The sequence below is a fragment of the Falsiroseomonas stagni DSM 19981 genome (genome assembly GCF_900114315.1).
GTDB lineage: Bacteria > Pseudomonadota > Alphaproteobacteria > Acetobacterales > Acetobacteraceae > Falsiroseomonas > Falsiroseomonas stagni.
In genome coordinates this window covers 1-16,542 of the sequence record NZ_FOSQ01000009.1, presented here as the reverse complement: position 1 = coordinate 16,542, position 16,542 = coordinate 1, and the positions used below count along the sequence as shown (strand labels likewise).

Below are 16,542 nucleotides of genomic sequence, written 5' to 3'. Positions count from 1 at the left end.
CGCGGCGCGACGACAGGGCCTCATTCTTCACCAGAGGCTATCATGACAGTCGTTATTGGCCCGGGCGGGGTTGCGGCGGCGGCGCCGTCCGGCATTACGCTCCGCGGGTCCCGCTACAACGACACGTTGACGGGCACGATCGGCGACGACGTCCTCTACGGCAATGCGGGCAATGACAGCCTGATCGCCGGAATCGGTGCGGATACGCTGGATGGTGGCGCGGGCAACGACACCTTCGTGATCAGCGGCACGACGGCGAGGATCATCGAAGCCGCGGGCGGCGGCATCGACAACGTCCTCTCCTCCGGCACCTTCGACCTCGGCGCCGCCGACAATGTCGAGAACCTGGTGCTGACCGGCCGTGCCGCCGCGGACGGCAGGGGCAACGCCCTGGCGAACCGCATCACCGGCAATGTCGCGGCCAATGACATCGATGGCGGCGCGGGCGCGGACACGATGGCGGGCGGCCTCGGTTCCGATACCTACCATGTGGACGATGCCGGCGACCGCGTCATCGAGGTGGATGGCAACGGCACGGATATCGTCTTCTCCAGCGTCGACTTCACGCTCGGCCGCTACATCGAGAAGCTGGCCCTGGAAGGGGCCGCCATCCGTGGCGCCGGCAACGAACTGGCGAACGAGATCACCGGCACGATCGGCGACAACCGGCTGGATGGCGGCGGCGGCGCCGATACGCTGATCGGCGGCGACGGGAACGACACCTACATCGTCGACCATGCGCGCGACCTGGTCGTGGAAGCGGATGGGGAGGGGACGGCTGATGTCGTCCGGGCCACCATCTCCTTCACCCTGGCGGCGCATGTGGAGAAGCTGGTGCTGACGGCGGCCACCGCCATCCGCGGCATCGGCAACGACCTCGACAACCTCATCACCGGCAGCACGGCGGCGAACTGGCTGGATGGCGGGCTCGGCGCGGATACGCTGGAAGGCGGCCAGGGCAACGATACCTACGTCCTCGACAGCACCAGCGACGTGGTGGTGGAGACGGCGCGCGGCGGCATCGACACGGTGCGTATCGGCGCCGATTATGTGCTGACCGACAACATCGAGAACCTGGTGCTGACCGGCAGCGCCGACGTGGCTGGCACCGGCACCCCGCTGTCAAACGCCATCGAGGGCAATGCCGGGGCGAATACGCTGGATGGCGGCGCGGGCGCCGACCTGCTGAAGGGTGGCGCGGGTGACGACCTCTACATGGTCGACAACGCGAAGGACCAGGTGATCGAGGCGCTGGGTGGCGGGCGTGACGGCGTGATCGCGACGCTGTCCTTCAGCCTGGCGGCCAATGTGGAGGACCTGACCCTGCTGGGCGCGCGCGCCGTGGTCGGCATCGGCAATGATGCGGGCAACGTGATGATCGGCAGCGTGGCCGCGAACCGGCTGGAGGGGCGCAGCGGCAACGACACCCTGGCGGGTGGCGAGGGGCGCGACGTGCTTGTCGGCGGCAGCGGGTCCGACATGTTCCGCTTCGCGGTGCTTTCCGATTCCACCTCCGCCACCGCCGATGCGGCGGGTGCCTATTACGATGCGGATCTGGAGCTGGTGGCGAAGGAGGCGGACCTGATCGCCGATTTCAGCCGCGTGTCCGGCGACCGGATCGACCTTTCGGGCCTCGCCGCCGTGGCGGGGGTCCCGACGCTCGACTTCATCGGCAATCTCGGCTTCGGCGCCGCCGGCCAGGTCCGCTACGAATATTCGTTCCGCGACAAGGCCGGGCTGCTGTGGGTGAACACGGATGGCGATTTCGCCACCGCGGAGTTCGTCGTCGCCATCCAGGGCGTGCCGAGGATCAACGCCAGCGACCTGATCCTGTAGCCGGCGGGGCGCCGTTCAGCCGCCCGTGGCCTTGATGAGGTCGCGGACGCGCTGGGCTGCGGCCGCGCCCTTCAGCGCATCGCGCCAGGCGACTTCCGCCACGCGCTGGTGCGCCGCCACCGCTTCATCCGCCGCGGTGATGGACCCGACGCCGAGCCCGCCATTGGGGGGCGTGTCGGCGGGGAAGGGGCCGGCCACGACATGGGCACGTTCCCGCCCGCGCATGACCATGAAGCCGCCCGAGGGCTCCGCCCCTGTCGCGATGCCGAGCTGTACGCCGATGGGCACGCTTTCCATCATGGCGGCGATGGCTTCCGCTTCCTGCCGCGCCGCGGCGAGGCAGCGCTGGCGGGTGCGTTCCGGCACGGTGAGGCCGGCGGCGACGCCTTCCGACAGGAAGCGCTTCAGCGCGGCCTCGCTCAGGATGGCGATGATGGTGGGGCGGCGGGAAGCATGGAGGCGCTTGCGGGCGGCGAGGAGGCCGAGCGCCTGGTCGGCGCTGGCGCGCGCCTGCATCCGCTCCGGCGCCGCATCCGCGGCTTCCGTCCAGGCTTCGCCCACGGCGCCGTCGAAGGCATCGCTGGTGACCTGGTAGCAATAGGCGCCGCCGACGATGAGGATCTGGTCGGCCTGTTCCTCCACCTGGCGGAGGCGTTCCTGGAAGGCGAGGGGGCGCGCGAAGTATTCGACCCCGATGCCGAGCAGCGAGAGCGGCGAGATCTTCAACAGTTCCGCCAGGCGCCGGATCGTATCCAGCTTGATGACCTCGCCCTTCTCGTACCGATAGAGCGCGGCGCGGGAGACGCCGAGGCGTGCGGCGATCTCCTCCGCCCGCAGGCCGGATTCCAGGCGATAGGCCCTCAGCTGCTGCCCGATATCAGCGAAGCGCATGCAATCCCCCGTAGGTCGCACCAGCAAGACACAACCACGCGCAGGAGACAGAATCTCACAGGCGTCGTCCGGACGCGAAAATGCGGGACATTTACGCCGGATGCAACGTGAAAAACGCGGAAAAATTGTATCGGCATATGGGAGAATGCCGCTCTAGGTTGTGTACTACCGGCGAGTTTGCACGGCGGGATGGACCTGACCGCGGCGTTCTTCTGGACCCAATGGATGGAGTGATCCGGATCAATCATGGGATTGATCCGGATTTAGGCGGGTTGAAGGGCGTCCGGCCTCAGGCGTCCGGGGCGACCTTGTGGGCGGCCATCGTCTCCAGCGCCTTCACCAGGCCGGAATGGTCCCAGGCGCCGCCGCCCATCGCGGCGCAGGACGCCATGAGCTGGGCGGTGGAGGCCGTGTTGGGCAGCGCGACGCCGAGTTCCTTGCCGGCGGAGAGCGCCAGCGCCAGGTCCTTCTGGTGCAGTTCGATCCGGAAGCCGGGGGCGAAGGTGCGCTTGATCATCCGCTCCCCGTGCAGTTCCAGGATGCGGGAGGTGGCGAGGCCGCCCATCAGCGCCTGGCGCACCTTGGCGGGATCGGCGCCCGCCTTGGAGGCGAAGACGAGGGCCTCGCCCACCGCCTCGATCGTGAGCGCCACGATGATCTGGTTGGCGACCTTGCAGGTCTGGCCGGCGCCGTTCTCCGTGCCGACGAGGGTGATGTTCTTGCCCATCTTCTCGAAGACCGGCAGCGCGCGGTCGAAGCTGGCCTGGGCGCCGCCGACCATGATGGTCAGCGCGGCGTTCTTCGCGCCGACCTCGCCGCCGGAGACCGGGGCATCGAGGTATTCGCCGCCCAGCGCCTTGATCCTCTCCGCGAAGATTTTCGTCGCCGTGGGGCTGATGGACGACATGTCGATGACGAGGGTGCCGGGCTTGAGGCCGGCGGCAACGCCGTTCGCACCGAACAGCACAGCTTCGACATCAGGGGTGTCGGGGACCATCAGGATGACGATCTCGGCGCCCGCGGCGACGGCGGCGGCGGTCGGCGCCACGGCGAAATTCGCGCGGTCCTCGGCGGTGAGCGAGCGGCGCTCCACCACCGTCACGTCATGGCCGGCGGCCTTGAGGTGGCCCGCCATGGGGCGGCCCATGATGCCGAGGCCGAGGAATCCGATGTTCATGCGTTCTCTCCGTGAAGCGTGTCGGCGGTGGTGAAGCGGATGCCCTGGGCTTCCAGCCGGGCGCGGCTGGCATCCAGGGCGTCGTCGGGGCCGAGGCGGGCACAGGCATCCTCGACCACCCAGGTCTCGAACCGCGCGGCGGCGGCGTCCTCCGCCGTCCAGTCCACGCAATAGGGGCGGGTGATGCCGGCGATGAACAGGCGCCTGGCGCCGACCGCGCGCAGCCATTCCGCGAGGCCCGTGCCGGTCTGCCGGTCGTTCTCCCGGAAGCCGGAATAGCTGTCGATGGCCTGGCGAAAACCCTTGCGGAGGATCATCACGACCTTGGCCTGGTCGAGGGCGGGGTGGATGGCGGCGCCGGGTGTGGCGCGCACGCCGTGGTCCGGCCACAGCACCTGGGTGCCATAGGGCAGGTCCACCGTCTCCAGCGGCCGCTTGCCGGGATGCTGGCTGGCGAAGGAGAGGTGCCGCGGGTGGTGCCAGTCCTGCGTGACAACGGCGCGGGCGATGGGGCCGGCCAGGATGCGGTTGATGACGGGGATCACCGCCTCCGCCCCCGGCACCGGCAGTTCATCGGGGCAGAGCGCCATGAAGGTGGGCTGCGGGTCCACGACCAGCAGCACATCCTCCTCCGCATGCAGGGCCGGGCGCACCGTCAGCCCTTGTAGGGGGCGAACCAGCCGAGGCCGGCCACCGTCTCCGCCGCCGGCCTGTATTCGCAGCCGATCCAGCCGCGGAAGCCGAGTTCGTCGATCTTCTTGAAGACGAAGGGCCAGTTCACCTCGCCGGTGCCGGGCTCGTTCCGGCCGGGATTGTCGGCAACCTGCATATGGGCGGTGATGGGCAGGTACTTCTCCACCCGCTTCACCAGGTCACCTTCGGTGATCTGGCAGTGGTAGAGGTCGAATTGCAGGCCGACCTTGTCGGGGCCCACGGCCTCGATCACCGCGGCGCCCTGGGCCAGGGTGTTGAGGAAGAAGCCGGGGATGTCGCGGTGGTTGATCGGCTCGATCACCGGCTTCACGCCGGCGGGGTTCGCCTGTTCGGCGGCCCAGGCCAGGTTGGCGGCGAGCGTGCCGGTCATGCTGTCATGCGCCACGCCGGCGGGGGCCAGGCCGGACATGACATGGATGCGGGGGCAGGACAGCGCGGCGGCGTAGTCGAGGGCGCGCTTGAATCCTTCCCGGAACTCGGCCTGACGGCCGGGCAGGGCGGCCTGGCCACGCTCCCCCTTCGTCCAGTCGCCAGGGGGGGCGTTGAACAGAACCTGCTGCAGGCCGTTGTCCTTCAGGCGGGCGGCAATGTCGGCGGCGGCGAAATCATAGGGAAAGAGGAACTCGACCGCCTTGAAGCCGGCCTTGGCCGCGGCCTCGAACCGGTCGAGGAAGGGCACTTCGTTGAACATCATCGAGAGGTTGGCGGCGAAGCGCGGCATGGTCTGTCTCCTGTCCCTGGGGTTGTGATGCCCCGGGGGGCTGGGCCGGGCAAGCCCGGCGGCGGGTGGCGGGGTTGCTGCTGCACTCGGACGGTGGTTCCGCTATGGCTGTCATGTCCCGCCTCGGAGTGACCATGGACCAGGATACGATCCGACCCGCCCGGCTGCTGGGGCTGTTCGCGCTGGCCCTGCTGGGGGCGGGCTGCTTCCTGGTGCTGCGGCCCTTCGTGTCCGCCCTGCTCTGGGCGATGATCCTGGCCTTCACGACCTGGCCCGCCTTCCGGCTGCTGCGCGAACGCACCGGCCTGTCGCCCGGCAAGGCCGCCATGGTGATGGTGACGCTGGAATTCATCCTGATCGGCCTGCCGCTGGTCTTCGCCACGCCGACCAGCCGGGAGGAGATCGAGGGCCTGCGGACCAGTGTGGAACAACTGCTGCTGGAAGGACTGCCGAACTTCGTCACCTGGCTCGGCACCCTGCCCTATGTGGGGGAGACGGCGCGCAGCTACCTGGAGGGCTGGGATTCCACCTTCGCCGGGCTGTTCGATGCGGTGAAGCCCTTCGCGGGAACCATCGCGACCAACGCGCTGTCGCTGCTGCTGGCGGTGCTGTCGGGGCTGGCGGAGCTGCTGCTCGCGATCTTCCTGGCCTTCTTCTTCTACCGCGACGGGCCCGCCATGGCGGCGCAGGCGGAGCGGGTGATGGAGAAGCTGGCCGGCCCGCGGACCCGGCGCCTGATGCAGCTGACGGGGGATGTGACCCGCGGCGTGGTCTATGGGCTGCTCGGCACGGCCGTGGTGCAGGGGGCCATGACGACCTTCGGGCTGTGGCTGGCGGGGGTGCCACAGCCGGTGCTGCTGGGCGTGGTGGCGGGGGTGATCTCCATCCTGCCGATCGGGGCACCGGTGGTCTGGATTCCGGCGACCATCTGGCTGTTCACCCAGGGGCAGACGGGGTGGGGGTTCTTCATGCTGGTCTATGGGGCGGGGGGGATTTCGTCGGTGGACAACTTCATCCGCCCCTGGATGATCAGCCGGGGCGCCGACCTGCCGCTGCTGCTGACGCTGCTGGGCGCGATCGGGGGCGTGCTGGCCTTCGGCATCCTGGGGCTGTTCCTGGGGCCCGTCCTGCTCGCCGTGGGCTATACGCTGCTGAAGGATTGGGCAACGGCCGGCGCGCCGGCCACCCCGCCCGGCCGGGCAGGCTGAACATCGGGCTTCCCCCTGCCATCGCGCCGGGATAATGACCGGGGCTTCACAGACGCGGACGCACGATCCGCGATGCGAAGGGGGAGTTTCCGGGTGATGCGAAGGATGTTGTTGGCTGCCGCCGCGGTGCTGGGCGCCGGGCTCGGCCTGGGCGTGATGGCCGGGGATGCGCAGGCGCAGAACCGCACCGTGCGATGGTCGGCGAGCGGGGATGCGAACACGCTGGACCCGCACAGCCAGAACATCGGCACGGTCGCGATGATCCTGCAGCAGATGTACGACACGCTGATAACTCGCAACGCGGACCTCACGCTGCGCCCCGGCCTGGCCACGGCCTGGACGGCGGTGGAGCCGACGCGCTGGCGCCTGACGCTCCGCCAGGGCGTGCGGTTCCATGAGGGCGAGGCCTTCACGGCCGATGACGTGGTGTTCAGCATCCAGCGGGCGCTGATGCCGACCTCCAATTTCGGCATCTTCGTCGATACGGTGGAGCGCGCGGAGAAGGTCGATGACTTCACCGTCGACATCGTCCTGAAGCTCCCGGACCCGATCCTGCCGAACAAGCTGGCTTCCGTATACATCGCGTCCCGCTCATGGCTGGAGAAGCACAACGCGACGCGCCCGCAGAACACAAGGGCGCGGGAGGAGATGCACACCGTCCGCAACGCCAACGGCACGGGCGCCTTCCGCCTGGTGTCGCGCGAAGGCGATGTGCGGACCGTGATGCGCCGGAACGAGGATTGGTATGGCTGGCGGGAGCCGGACAACCTGACCTCCAACATCCAGGAACTGGTGTTCCGCCCGATCGCCTCCGACGCCACGCGAATCGCGGGGCTGCTGTCGGGGGAGGTCGATTTCGTCCTCGACCCGCCACTGCAGGACCTGGCGCGGCTGCGCAACGCGCCGAACATCCGCGTGGTGGAGGGGCCGGAGATCCGGACCATCTTCCTCGCGATGGACACCTATCGCGATGAGTTGCTGTACAGCGATGTCCGCGGTCGCAACCCGATGAAGGATCTGCGGGTGCGCCAGGCGCTGTATCACGCCATCGACATCCAGGCGATCCATCGCACCACGATGCGCGGCTTCAGCGTGCCGACCGGCACCTTCTTCCCGCCGCAGGTGAATGGCTACACGGCGGCCGAGGATGTGCGCCTGCCCTTCGACCCCGCCCGCGCCCGCGCGCTGCTGGCGGAGGCCGGCTACCCCCAGGGCTTCGGCATCACGCTGGACTGCCCGAACAACCGCTACATCAATGACGAGCAGATCTGCCAGGCGATCGCGGCGATGTGGGCGCGGATCGGCGTGCGGACCAGCGTTCGCGCGCAGCCGCTGGCGCCCTTCTTCGCGCAGATCCAGCGCGATGACGTCAGTGTTTATCTGCTCGGCTGGGGCGTGCCGGCGCTGGATGCGCTGTATTCCTTCCAGTCCCTGGTCGCGACCCGCAACGGCGCGCAGGGCGATGGCATCTGGAACTATGGCCGCTATTCCAACCCGCGCATGGACGCCCTGATCCAGCGCATGAAGACCGAGACCGGGGAAAGCCGCACCGCCGCCATCCACGAGGCGCTGCGCCTGTACCGGGAGGACGTGCCCCACATCCCGCTGCACCACCAGATGATCCCCTGGGCGATGCGCGGCAACGTCCACGTCCCCCACGCCGCGAACAACCAGCCCTTCTTCCGCTTCGCGCGCGTCGATTGATCCTGCCCCGGGGCGCGCACGGCATGGCCGCGCGCGCCCCGGATCACTTGAAGGAACCCACCGCCCTTGTTCGCCTTCATCGTCAGCCGCGTGCTGCAGGCGCTACCCGTCATGCTGACGGTGGCGCTGCTGTCCTTCGCGATGTTCGCCTATGTCGGCGATCCCGTCGCCATCATGCTCGGCCAGGACTACACGGAAGCGCAGCGCACGCAGCTGATCGCCGACCTGGGTCTGGACCAGCCCTTCTTCGTGCAGTTCTTCAAATTCGTCGTGAATGCGGCGCAGGGCGAATTCGGCCTGTCCTACCGCCTGTCACGGCCGGTCGCGGATCTGATCGCGGAACGCGCGCCGGCGACGCTGGAACTGGCGCTCTGCGCCGCCGCGCTGGCGCTGGCCATCGGCGTGCCGATGGGGGTCTATACCGGCCTCTATCGCAATTCCTGGCTGTCCCGCTTCTTCCTGACCTTCAGCCTGATCGGCGTATCCCTGCCGACCTTCCTGATCGGCATCCTGCTGATCCTGACCTTCAGCGTCTGGCTGGGCTGGCTGCCGAGCTTCGGCCGCGGCGACACGATCCGCTGGGGCTGGTGGAGTACGGGTCTTGGCACCTGGTCGGGGCTGAAGGCGCTGATCCTGCCCTCCATCACGCTCGGCCTGTTCCAGCTGACGCTCATCATGCGCCTGGTGCGGGCGGAGATGCTTGAAGTGCTGCGCACCGACTACATCAAATTCGCCCGCGCGCGGGGGCTGACGAACCGCGCCGTGCATTTCGGCCATGCGCTGAAGAACACGCTGGTGCCGGTCATCACCATCACGGGCCTCCAGCTCGGCGCCATCATCGCCTTCGCCATCGTGACGGAGACGGTGTTCCAGTGGCCCGGCATGGGCCTGCTGTTCATCCAGTCCGTGGGTGCGGCCGATATTCCCGTGATGTCCGCCTACCTGCTGCTGATCGCGCTGATGTTCGTCACCATCAACCTGATCGTGGACCTGCTTTACTACGCCGTGGACCCCCGGTTGCGCATCGGCGGCGGCAAGGGGGGGCACTGAACCATGGCTACCCAAGGCGCCGTGGCGCGCTTCTTCGACAGCGACATCTGGTATTCCTTCACCCGGTCGCCGATCACGGTGGCTTCCGCCATCGTCGCCTTCATCTGCATCGGCGGCGCGGTGCTGGCGCCCTGGATCGCGCCGCACAACCCCTTCGACCTGGCCTCGCTGCAGCTGATGGATGCCTTCAAGCCGCCGGCCTGGACGGATGAAGGCGACCCCGTCTACCTGCTCGGCACCGACGACCAGGGGCGCGACGTGCTCTCCGCCATCATGTATGGCGCGCGGGTGTCGCTGCTGGTGGGTTTCTGCGCGGTGCTGCTTTCCGTCTCCGTCGGCATCACGGTCGGCCTGGCGGCGGGGTATATCGGCGGCACCGTCGATGCGGTGCTGATGCGCATCGCCGACATCAAGCTGACCTTCCCGACGATTCTCGTCGCGCTGCTGATCGATGGCGTCGTCCGCGCGGCATTGCCGCGTGAGGTGCATGACCAGATCGCGCTCTATGTCGTGATCTTCGCCATCGGCATCTCCAACTGGCCGTCCTTCGCCCGCACCGTGCGCGGATCGACGCTGGTAGAGCGCAACAAGGAATATGTGCAGGCGGCGCGGGTGATCGGCCTGTCGCGGTCCCGCATCATGATCACGCATGTGCTGCCGAACGTGCTCGGCCCCGTGCTGGTCATCGCGACGCTGAACCTCGGCTTCGCGGTGCTGGCGGAGGCGACGCTCTCCTTCCTCGGCGTCGGCGTGCCGCCGACCCAACCCTCCCTCGGCACGCTCATCAGGATCGGCAACGACTTCCTGTTCAGCGGCGAGTGGTGGATCACCATCTTCCCCGGGATCGCGCTGATCGTGCTGGTGCTGTCCGTCAACCTGCTGGGCGACTGGTTGCGCGACGCCCTGAACCCGAAGCTCCGGTGATGTCAGACGTGAAGCCCATTCTCGAAGTCCGCAACCTGCGGGTCGAGTTCCCGACGCGGCGCGGCACGCTGGTCGCGCTGAACGACGTGTCCTTTTCCATCGCGCCGGGCGAGGTGCTCGGCGTGGTCGGTGAATCCGGCGCCGGCAAGTCCATGACCGGTGCCGCGATCATCGGGCTGCTGGAACCGCCCGGCCGCATCGCCGGCGGGCAGATCCTGCTGGAGGGGCGCCGGATCGATAACTTGCCCTATCAGGAGTTGAGAAAAATCCGGGGAAGGCAGATCGGCGCGATCTTCCAGGACCCGCTGACCACGCTGAACCCGCTCTACACCGTCGGCGCGCAGCTGATCGAGACGATGGTGACCCACCTGCCGCTGAACCCGGCGCAGGCGCGGGCCAAGGCGATCGAGTGGCTGGAACTCGTCGGCATCCCCGCCGCCGCGCAGCGCATCGACAGCTACCCGCATGAATTCTCCGGTGGCATGCGGCAGCGCGTGGTCATCGCCCTCGCGCTCTGCGCGGAGCCGAAGCTGATCGTGGCGGATGAACCGACCACGGCGCTCGACGTCTCCATCCAGGCGCAGGTCATCGCCCTGCTCAAGCGCCTGGCGCGGGAGAAGGGGACGGCGATGATGCTCGTCACCCACGACATGGGCGTGATCGCGGAAACGGCGGATCGCGTCGCGGTGATGTATGCCGGCCGCATCGTGGAGATCGGCGCGGTGCGCAACGTGGTGAAGCACGCGGCGCATCCCTATTCGTCGGGCCTCATGGGGTCGATCCCGCCGGTCAGCCGGCGGCTGGAACGGATGCAGCAGATCGATGGCGCCATGCCGCGGCTCTCCGCCATCCCGAAGGGCTGCCCCTACAACCCCCGCTGCCCGAAGGTGTTCGATCGCTGCATGGTGGAACGGCCCGAACTGATGCCGGCGGAGGGTAACCTGGCGGCCTGCTGGCTTTACGCCGATACCGCGCGCCCTGGGCGCGACGCGGAGGGTGCCGCCCATGGCTGACGCGACCCCCATGCTCGAAACCATCGACGTCGCCCGCTTCTTCGACGTCTCCCGCCCGCCGATCCAGCGCCTGCTGGCCGGGGAGGGCAAGCGCATGCTGCGCGCCGTGGATGGCGTGTCCTTCGCGATCCAGAAGGGCACGACGCTGTCGCTGGTGGGCGAAAGCGGCTGCGGCAAGTCGACCATGGCGCGGCTCGTCGTCGGCCTCTACAGCCCGACGCGCGGCAGCGTGATCTTCGACGGCAAGGATCTGGCGGAGGCGCGGGCGGACAGCACCCAGCGCCGCCGCATGCAGATGATCTTCCAGGACCCCTATGCGAGCCTGAACCCTCGCTGGCGGGTGAAGGATATCATCGCGGAGCCGATCCGCGCCTTCGGCCTGACCAAGGACAAGGCGGAGATCGAGGCGCGGGTCGGGCAGTTGCTGACGCAGGTCGGCCTCTCCCCGCTGGATGGCGCGAAATTCCCGCATGAATTCTCGGGCGGCCAGCGGCAGCGCATCTCCATCGCCCGCGCGCTGTCCTCCAACCCGGAATTCCTGGTCTGCGATGAGCCGACCTCGGCGCTCGACGTCTCGGTCCAGGCGCAGATACTGAACCTGATGAAGGACCTCCAGCAGCGGCTGGGGCTCACCTACCTCTTCATCAGCCATAACCTGGCCGTGGTGCGGCAGGTCAGCGACCGCGTCGGCGTGATGTATCTGGGCCGGCTGGTCGAGCTGGCGCCGGCGGAGACGCTGTTCGAGACGCCGCGCCACCCCTACACGCGCGCGCTGATGGAGGCGATTCCGGACCTGGAGATGACGGGCCGGCAGCGCATCCCGGTGGGGGGCGAGGTGCCGAGCCCGATCAACCCGCCCTCCGGCTGCCCCTTCCACCCGCGCTGCCCGCTGGCGAATGACCGCTGCAAGGCGGAGATGCCGACGATGATCGCGGCACGGGGGACCGAGCAGACGCTGGTGGCGTGCCACGCCGTGGAGGAAGGGCGGGACCGCATGGGCGCGCCGCTGGTGGAGGCGGTGGGGTAGGGGGGCACCTATCCGGCGGTGCTGGTCGGTCCAAGGGGGAGCGCTGCTCCCCCTTCAACCCCCTCGCCAGGGTCCGGGGGGACCCTGGACCGCCGGGTTTTTCAGCAATCCCCGCATCACCATCCCGGGGAAGAGGGCGATCAGCGCACCGGCACCACCGCCACGGCGTTGTAGGGGCTGCCATCGATCAGCCGGGTGCTCCAGGCCAGGTAGACCACGGTGTTCCGCTCCTCATCGATGAAACGGTGCACGCGGGTCTCCTTGAAGAACAGGCTGGTGTTGCTCTCGAACACCACCTCCCCCCGGTCGCCGCGCCTGGCGCCGGGCTGGATCTCCACCGCGCCCGTCGCGGCGCAGTTCAGCGCGAAGCGGGCCGGGTCCTCCGCGACGCCGAGCATCCCGGACAGGCCCCCGGTGCGCGCCTGGCTGATCCAGCAGGAGACGTTGCGCACCTCCGGATCGTCGAAGCGCTCCACCACCACGCGGTGGCTGCGCGTCAGGCCGAGATTGGTGATGGCCGTGTTCACATGGCCGATCTCCCGCGTCTCCTGCGCCAGGGATGGCAGGGGCAGCAGCAGCAGGGCAGCCAGCAGGGGGGCGCGCATTCTCGTTCTCTCCTTCAATCGCCCGCCTTCAGTCACCGATCGCGACGCCTTCCCGGCGGGGGTCGGCGGCGCCGAGCAGGCCGTTCGGCGTGATGCGGATGGCGGTCAGGCCGGATTCGATGACGCGCACATCGGGGCGATGGCCGCGGGCTTCCAGGGCAGGGGCCAGCGCCGCCGCAGGGGTGCCGGCCTCCAGCTCCGTCAGCGCCGTGCCGACCACGCCGATGCGCGGAAGCGCCAGCGCCTCCGCCGGCGGAAGGTTCCAGTCCAGCATGGCGATCAGGGACTGCGCGACATGGCCGATGATGCGCGCACCCCCCGCCGATCCCACCGCCAGCACCGCGCGGCCGCCGGAATCCAGCACGATGGTGGGGGACATGGAGGAGCGGGGCCGCTTGCCGGGCTCCACGCGGTTGGCGACGGGGCGGCCATCCGCTTCGGGGATGAAGCTGAAGTCGGTGAGTTCGTTGTTCAGCAGGAAGCCGCGGATGAAGATGCGGGCGCCCATCACGGCCTCGATCGTCGTGGTCATGGAGACGATGTCGCCCCAGCCATCGACGATGGTGATGTGGCTGGTCCCGGCTTCGTAGTCGTTCACCTGCGGCGCCAGCGCCGCGTCGCGCCAGGGCGGGTTGCCGGCCCGCGGCGGGGCCATGGCGCGGTCGCGGTCGATCATCTGGGCGCGGCCCGTGATGTAGGCGGGGTCGAGCAGCCCGCGCACCGGCACGCGCACGAAATCATCATCCGCGAGGTAGAGGTTGCGGTCGGCGAAGGCCAGGCGCCCGGCCTCCCCGATCAGATGCGCGGCGTCGAGGCTGCCGGGGGCGAGGCCGCGGAGGTCGAAATGCTCCAGCAGGCCGAGGATCTGCCCGACCGCGACCGCGCCGGAACTGGGCGGGCCCATGCCGCAGAGGCGGTAGATGCGATAGGGCGCGCAGACGGGATCGCGGCGCCGGGCCTGGTAGGCGGCAAGGTCGGCCTCCGTCATGCCCCCGGGGTTGGCGTGGCCCTGGACGGCCACCGCGATGTCCTGCGCGATGGGGCCGCGATGCAGGGCATCCGCGCCCTCCGCCGCCACGGCACGGAGCGTCGCGGCCAGGGCGGGGTTGCGGAGGATGGTGCCGGGGGCGTGCGCGTTGCCATCCGCGTCGAAGAAATAGGCCCGCGCGCCGGGGTCGCGGCGCAGGCTCTCGGCATTGGCGGCCGCGGCGGCCGACAGGCGGCGGGGGACGGGGAAGCCCTGCTCGGCCAGGCGGATGGTGGGGGCCATCAGCTGGGCCCAGGGCAGCTTGCCATGTTCGCGATGGGCGGCTTCCAGCATCCGCAGCAGGCCCGGGACGCCGACGCTGCGGCCGCCCTCCATGGCCTGGGCGAAGGGCATGGGCGTGCCATCGGGGCGGAGGAACAGGCCGGGGGTCGCGGCGGCGGGCGCGGTCTCCCGCCCATCCCAGGCGGTCACGGCCTGGCTTTCGCTGTCGTAGTGCAGCATCAGCCCGCCGCCGCCGATCCCGGCGGCCTGGGGTTCCGTGAGCGTCAGCATGACGGCGGCGGCGATGGCGGCATCGGTCGCGCTGCCGCCGGCGCGCAGGATCTCAAGCGCCGCCTCCGTCGCGGGCGGGCTGGCGGTGGCGGCCATGTGGCGGCGGGCCGGGGATTGCGCCTGGGCGGGGATCGCCAGGGCCAGGACGAACAGCAGGACGAATCGCATGTGGTTCACCGCGTGTGGCGGCGATAGCCTAGGACAGGATGCGCGACCCCGTCATGCGCCGGGCCTCGGAAGGACGGGGCCGGCACGCCGAAAGCCAGGCCAGCGCCGCGCTGGCCGCCGAGGGTTTTTGCGAAGTCGCGCGGCGCGTGCGCACCGGGGTCGGGGAGATCGACCTGGTCGTGGAGCGCGACGGGCTGCTGGTCTTCGTCGAGGTGAAGGCGCGTGCGACGCTGGGGGAGGCCGCGGTGGCGCTTGGCCCGCGCCAGCAGGCGCGGTTGCTGGCGGCGGGGGAGGCCTGGATGGCGGCCAATCCGGGCCATGGGGCGCAGGGCGTGCGCTTCGACCTGCTGCTGGTCGATCAGGCCGGGCGGGTGCGGCGGATCGCCGATGTGATCCGAGCCTGGTGAGGTGACGGGCCGATGCGCGGCATCGCGGCCGCGCGTTGTGGGACCGATACGCCCGCGATATATGCAGGCACGATGTGCCGCTTCCTCGCCTATATGGGCGAACCGATCTTCCTGGCCGATCTTGTCTGCGCGCCTGCGCATTCGCTGGTCCACCAGGCCATGCATGCCGATGAGGGCAAGACGCCCACGAATGGCGATGGCTTCGGGCTGGGCTGGTACGCCGAGCGGCCGGAGCCCGGCCTCTACCGCGAAATCCGGCCGGCTTGGTCGGATGAGAATCTGCGCTCGCTCTGCGAGCAGGTGCGCTCCCGCCTCTTCTTCGCGCATGTGCGGGCTTCGACGGGCACGGCGACGACGCGGGCCAATTGCCATCCCTTCGGGCATGGCCAGCACATGTTCATGCATAACGGCCAGGTCGGCGACTACCACCGCATCAAGCGGCGCATCGAGGAGCTGATCCCGGACGACCTCTATGGCAGCCGCCTCGGCACCGGGGATACGGAGGCGATCTTCCTGGCCGCCCTTGCCGATGGGCTGGAACGCGATCCGGTGGGCGCCATCGGGCGGACCCTGGCGCGGGTGCTGGCGCTGATGGTCGCGGCGGGCAGCAGGCAACCGCTGCGCTTCGCCGCCGCCTACAGCGACGGGGAGCGGCTGATCTGCTTCCGCTGGTCTTCCGACGCTAGGCCGCCCTCCCTGTACTGGCGGCAGCACCAGGGCAACGTGATCGTGGTGTCGGAGCCCGTGGATGCCCGGCCTGAGGAATGGCGCGCGATCGCGCCGAACCACGTGCTCATCGCCTCCCGCCATGCGGCGGCGGAACTGCGCGCCTTCGTGGTGCCGCAGGCCGAACCGCAGCCGGCCTGACCGGGCGCTTCCCTCAGCCGGGGGCGGCCAGTGCCACGTTGTCCAGCAGCCGCACATCGCCGAGCCGCGCCGCGGCCAGCAGGCGGCCGGGGCCGGATTGCCAGGGGGCCAGCGTCTCGGGCTGCACCAGCGCGAGGTAGTCCGGCGCGAAGCCGGCGGCGCGGAGCTGGTCCTGCGCATCCGTCAGCACGGGGTCGGGCGGCGCGCCATTCGCGATGCGGTCCAGGGCATCGCGCATCAGCTTCGGCAGCAGGGGGGCCAGCGCGCGCTCCGCCGGGCTGAGGCGGATGTTGCGGGATGACATGGCCAGGCCATCGGCCTCCCGCACCGTCTCATACCAACGCCCTCAACGGTTGACCTGTGCGTAGTCGCGGGTGGCGATGGAGGTGATGCGGCTTGGATCGTTGATGAGGGCGTTCCAGGCATCGCAGCACGCATCGACGATAGCGTCGTAGGTTTCGTAGACCCGGTTGCTGAGCTGGTTCTGGCGCAGGAACTGCCAGACGTTCTCGACCGGGTTCAACTCGGGCGAGTAGGGCGGCAATGGTAGCAGGCTGATGTTCTCCGGGACCTGGAGCTTGCCGCCGGTCTGGTGCCAGCCCGCGCCATCGAGAGTGATGACGGCATGGGCGCCTGGAGCGACATGACGGCTGATTTCTTCGAGGTGTAGCGACATGGCGGCACCGTTCG

Annotated in this window: 17 protein-coding genes; 9 read left to right on the top strand and 8 right to left on the bottom strand. The window is 69.3% G+C overall.

The annotated features are described in order from the left end of the window. Window positions 1-42 precede the first annotated feature (42 nt). Entirely contained in the window at window positions 43-1,836 is a 1,794-nt protein-coding gene (locus BM041_RS20245) for a calcium-binding protein (protein ID WP_092961721.1), read from the top strand. A gap of 15 nt (window positions 1,837-1,851) precedes the next feature. On the opposite strand, the gene BM041_RS20240 is transcribed toward BM041_RS20245, so the two are convergent. The 4 genes from BM041_RS20240 to otnI form a co-directional block, all read right to left on the bottom strand. Then, window positions 1,852-2,727 carry a helix-turn-helix domain-containing protein gene (locus BM041_RS20240; RefSeq protein WP_092961720.1) on the bottom strand — a complete coding sequence of 292 codons (876 nt, stop codon included), beginning with the start codon at window positions 2,725-2,727 and terminating at the stop codon, window positions 1,852-1,854. 289 nt (window positions 2,728-3,016) lie between these two features. Beyond that, the gene (locus BM041_RS20235; protein WP_092961719.1) at window positions 3,017-3,904 is read right to left on the bottom strand and encodes a 2-hydroxy-3-oxopropionate reductase; all 888 of its coding nucleotides are present in this window, start codon (window positions 3,902-3,904) and stop codon (window positions 3,017-3,019) included. Then, a complete protein-coding gene (locus BM041_RS20230; protein ID WP_245762186.1) occupies window positions 3,901-4,557 on the bottom strand; it encodes a nicotinamidase in 657 nt (218 codons plus the stop codon). The genes BM041_RS20235 and BM041_RS20230 overlap by 4 nt, the downstream gene beginning before the upstream one ends. A gap of 2 nt (window positions 4,558-4,559) precedes the next feature. After that, window positions 4,560-5,339, bottom strand: coding sequence for a 2-oxo-tetronate isomerase (otnI, locus tag BM041_RS20225; RefSeq protein WP_092961717.1), 780 nt, complete (start codon window positions 5,337-5,339; stop codon window positions 4,560-4,562). A 113-nt stretch (window positions 5,340-5,452) separates the two neighbouring features. On the opposite strand from otnI, the gene BM041_RS20220 reads away from it, so the two are divergent. The 6 genes from BM041_RS20220 (at window position 5,453) to BM041_RS20195 (ending at window position 12,265) form a co-directional block, all read left to right on the top strand. Then, window positions 5,453-6,547 carry an AI-2E family transporter gene (locus BM041_RS20220; RefSeq protein ID WP_092961888.1) on the top strand — a complete coding sequence of 365 codons (1,095 nt, stop codon included), beginning with the start codon at window positions 5,453-5,455 and terminating at the stop codon, window positions 6,545-6,547. A 105-nt stretch (window positions 6,548-6,652) separates the two neighbouring features. After that, a complete protein-coding gene (locus BM041_RS20215) occupies window positions 6,653-8,251 on the top strand; it encodes an ABC transporter substrate-binding protein (protein WP_408735414.1) in 1,599 nt (532 codons plus the stop codon). 66 nt (window positions 8,252-8,317) lie between these two features. Next, window positions 8,318-9,301, top strand: coding sequence for an ABC transporter permease (locus BM041_RS20210; protein WP_092961715.1), 984 nt, complete (start codon window positions 8,318-8,320; stop codon window positions 9,299-9,301). A 3-nt stretch (window positions 9,302-9,304) separates the two neighbouring features. After that, a complete protein-coding gene (locus BM041_RS20205) occupies window positions 9,305-10,225 on the top strand; it encodes an ABC transporter permease (RefSeq protein ID WP_092961714.1) in 921 nt (306 codons plus the stop codon). After that, entirely contained in the window at window positions 10,225-11,238 is a 1,014-nt protein-coding gene (locus tag BM041_RS20200; RefSeq protein WP_092961713.1) for an ABC transporter ATP-binding protein, read from the top strand. Before BM041_RS20205 ends, BM041_RS20200 begins: the two co-directional genes overlap by 1 nt. Beyond that, window positions 11,231-12,265, top strand: coding sequence for an ABC transporter ATP-binding protein (locus tag BM041_RS20195; RefSeq protein ID WP_092961712.1), 1,035 nt, complete (start codon window positions 11,231-11,233; stop codon window positions 12,263-12,265). The genes BM041_RS20200 and BM041_RS20195 overlap by 8 nt, the downstream gene beginning before the upstream one ends. Window positions 12,266-12,405: 140 nt before the next feature. Here BM041_RS20195 and BM041_RS20190 read toward each other — a convergent pair whose 3' ends face one another. Together BM041_RS20190 and ggt are read right to left on the bottom strand one after the other, a co-directional pair. Then, window positions 12,406-12,870, bottom strand: a complete 465-nt coding sequence (locus tag BM041_RS20190; protein ID WP_092961711.1) for a CreA family protein — start codon at window positions 12,868-12,870, stop codon at window positions 12,406-12,408. Window positions 12,871-12,898: 28 nt separating this feature from the next. Next, the gene (gene ggt / locus BM041_RS20185; protein WP_092961710.1) at window positions 12,899-14,578 is read right to left on the bottom strand and encodes a gamma-glutamyltransferase; all 1,680 of its coding nucleotides are present in this window, start codon (window positions 14,576-14,578) and stop codon (window positions 12,899-12,901) included. A 53-nt stretch (window positions 14,579-14,631) separates the two neighbouring features. On the opposite strand from ggt, the gene BM041_RS20180 reads away from it, so the two are divergent. Together BM041_RS20180 and BM041_RS20175 are read left to right on the top strand one after the other, a co-directional pair. Beyond that, window positions 14,632-14,985 carry a YraN family protein gene (locus BM041_RS20180; RefSeq protein ID WP_245762184.1) on the top strand — a complete coding sequence of 118 codons (354 nt, stop codon included), beginning with the start codon at window positions 14,632-14,634 and terminating at the stop codon, window positions 14,983-14,985. Between the two features lie 72 nt (window positions 14,986-15,057). Then, on the top strand, window positions 15,058-15,852 hold the full coding sequence (locus BM041_RS20175) for a class II glutamine amidotransferase (protein ID WP_092961708.1): 795 nt from the start codon (window positions 15,058-15,060) through the stop codon (window positions 15,850-15,852). A gap of 13 nt (window positions 15,853-15,865) precedes the next feature. On the opposite strand, the gene BM041_RS20170 is transcribed toward BM041_RS20175, so the two are convergent. After that, window positions 15,866-16,156, bottom strand: coding sequence for a pantoate--beta-alanine ligase (locus BM041_RS20170; protein ID WP_092961887.1), 291 nt, complete (start codon window positions 16,154-16,156; stop codon window positions 15,866-15,868). 42 nt (window positions 16,157-16,198) lie between these two features. Next, a partial coding sequence (locus tag BM041_RS20165) for a transposase (protein ID WP_175534054.1) occupies window positions 16,199-16,542 on the bottom strand: 344 nt, incomplete at its 5' end.

Excerpts from the sequence above, each read along its gene's own strand:
- BM041_RS20175 (WP_092961708.1), top strand. The coding sequence starts at position 15,058 with ATGTGCCGCTTCCTCGCCTATATGGGCGAACCGATCTTCCTGGCCGAT.
- ggt (WP_092961710.1), bottom strand. The coding sequence starts at position 14,578 with ATGCGATTCGTCCTGCTGTTCGTCCTGGCCCTGGCGATCCCCGCCCAG.
- BM041_RS20180 (WP_245762184.1), top strand. The coding sequence starts at position 14,632 with ATGCGCCGGGCCTCGGAAGGACGGGGCCGGCACGCCGAAAGCCAGGCC.
- BM041_RS20220 (WP_092961888.1), top strand. The coding sequence starts at position 5,453 with ATGTCCCGCCTCGGAGTGACCATGGACCAGGATACGATCCGACCCGCC.
- BM041_RS20235 (WP_092961719.1), bottom strand. The coding sequence starts at position 3,904 with ATGAACATCGGATTCCTCGGCCTCGGCATCATGGGCCGCCCCATGGCG.
- BM041_RS20215 (WP_408735414.1), top strand. The coding sequence starts at position 6,653 with ATGTTGTTGGCTGCCGCCGCGGTGCTGGGCGCCGGGCTCGGCCTGGGC.
- BM041_RS20240 (WP_092961720.1), bottom strand. The coding sequence starts at position 2,727 with ATGCGCTTCGCTGATATCGGGCAGCAGCTGAGGGCCTATCGCCTGGAA.
- BM041_RS20190 (WP_092961711.1), bottom strand. The coding sequence starts at position 12,870 with ATGCGCGCCCCCCTGCTGGCTGCCCTGCTGCTGCTGCCCCTGCCATCC.
- otnI (WP_092961717.1), bottom strand. The coding sequence starts at position 5,339 with ATGCCGCGCTTCGCCGCCAACCTCTCGATGATGTTCAACGAAGTGCCC.
- BM041_RS20195 (WP_092961712.1), top strand. The coding sequence starts at position 11,231 with ATGGCTGACGCGACCCCCATGCTCGAAACCATCGACGTCGCCCGCTTC.
- BM041_RS20245 (WP_092961721.1), top strand. The coding sequence starts at position 43 with ATGACAGTCGTTATTGGCCCGGGCGGGGTTGCGGCGGCGGCGCCGTCC.
- BM041_RS20200 (WP_092961713.1), top strand. The coding sequence starts at position 10,225 with ATGTCAGACGTGAAGCCCATTCTCGAAGTCCGCAACCTGCGGGTCGAG.
- BM041_RS20170 (WP_092961887.1), bottom strand. The coding sequence starts at position 16,156 with ATGTCATCCCGCAACATCCGCCTCAGCCCGGCGGAGCGCGCGCTGGCC.
- BM041_RS20205 (WP_092961714.1), top strand. The coding sequence starts at position 9,305 with ATGGCTACCCAAGGCGCCGTGGCGCGCTTCTTCGACAGCGACATCTGG.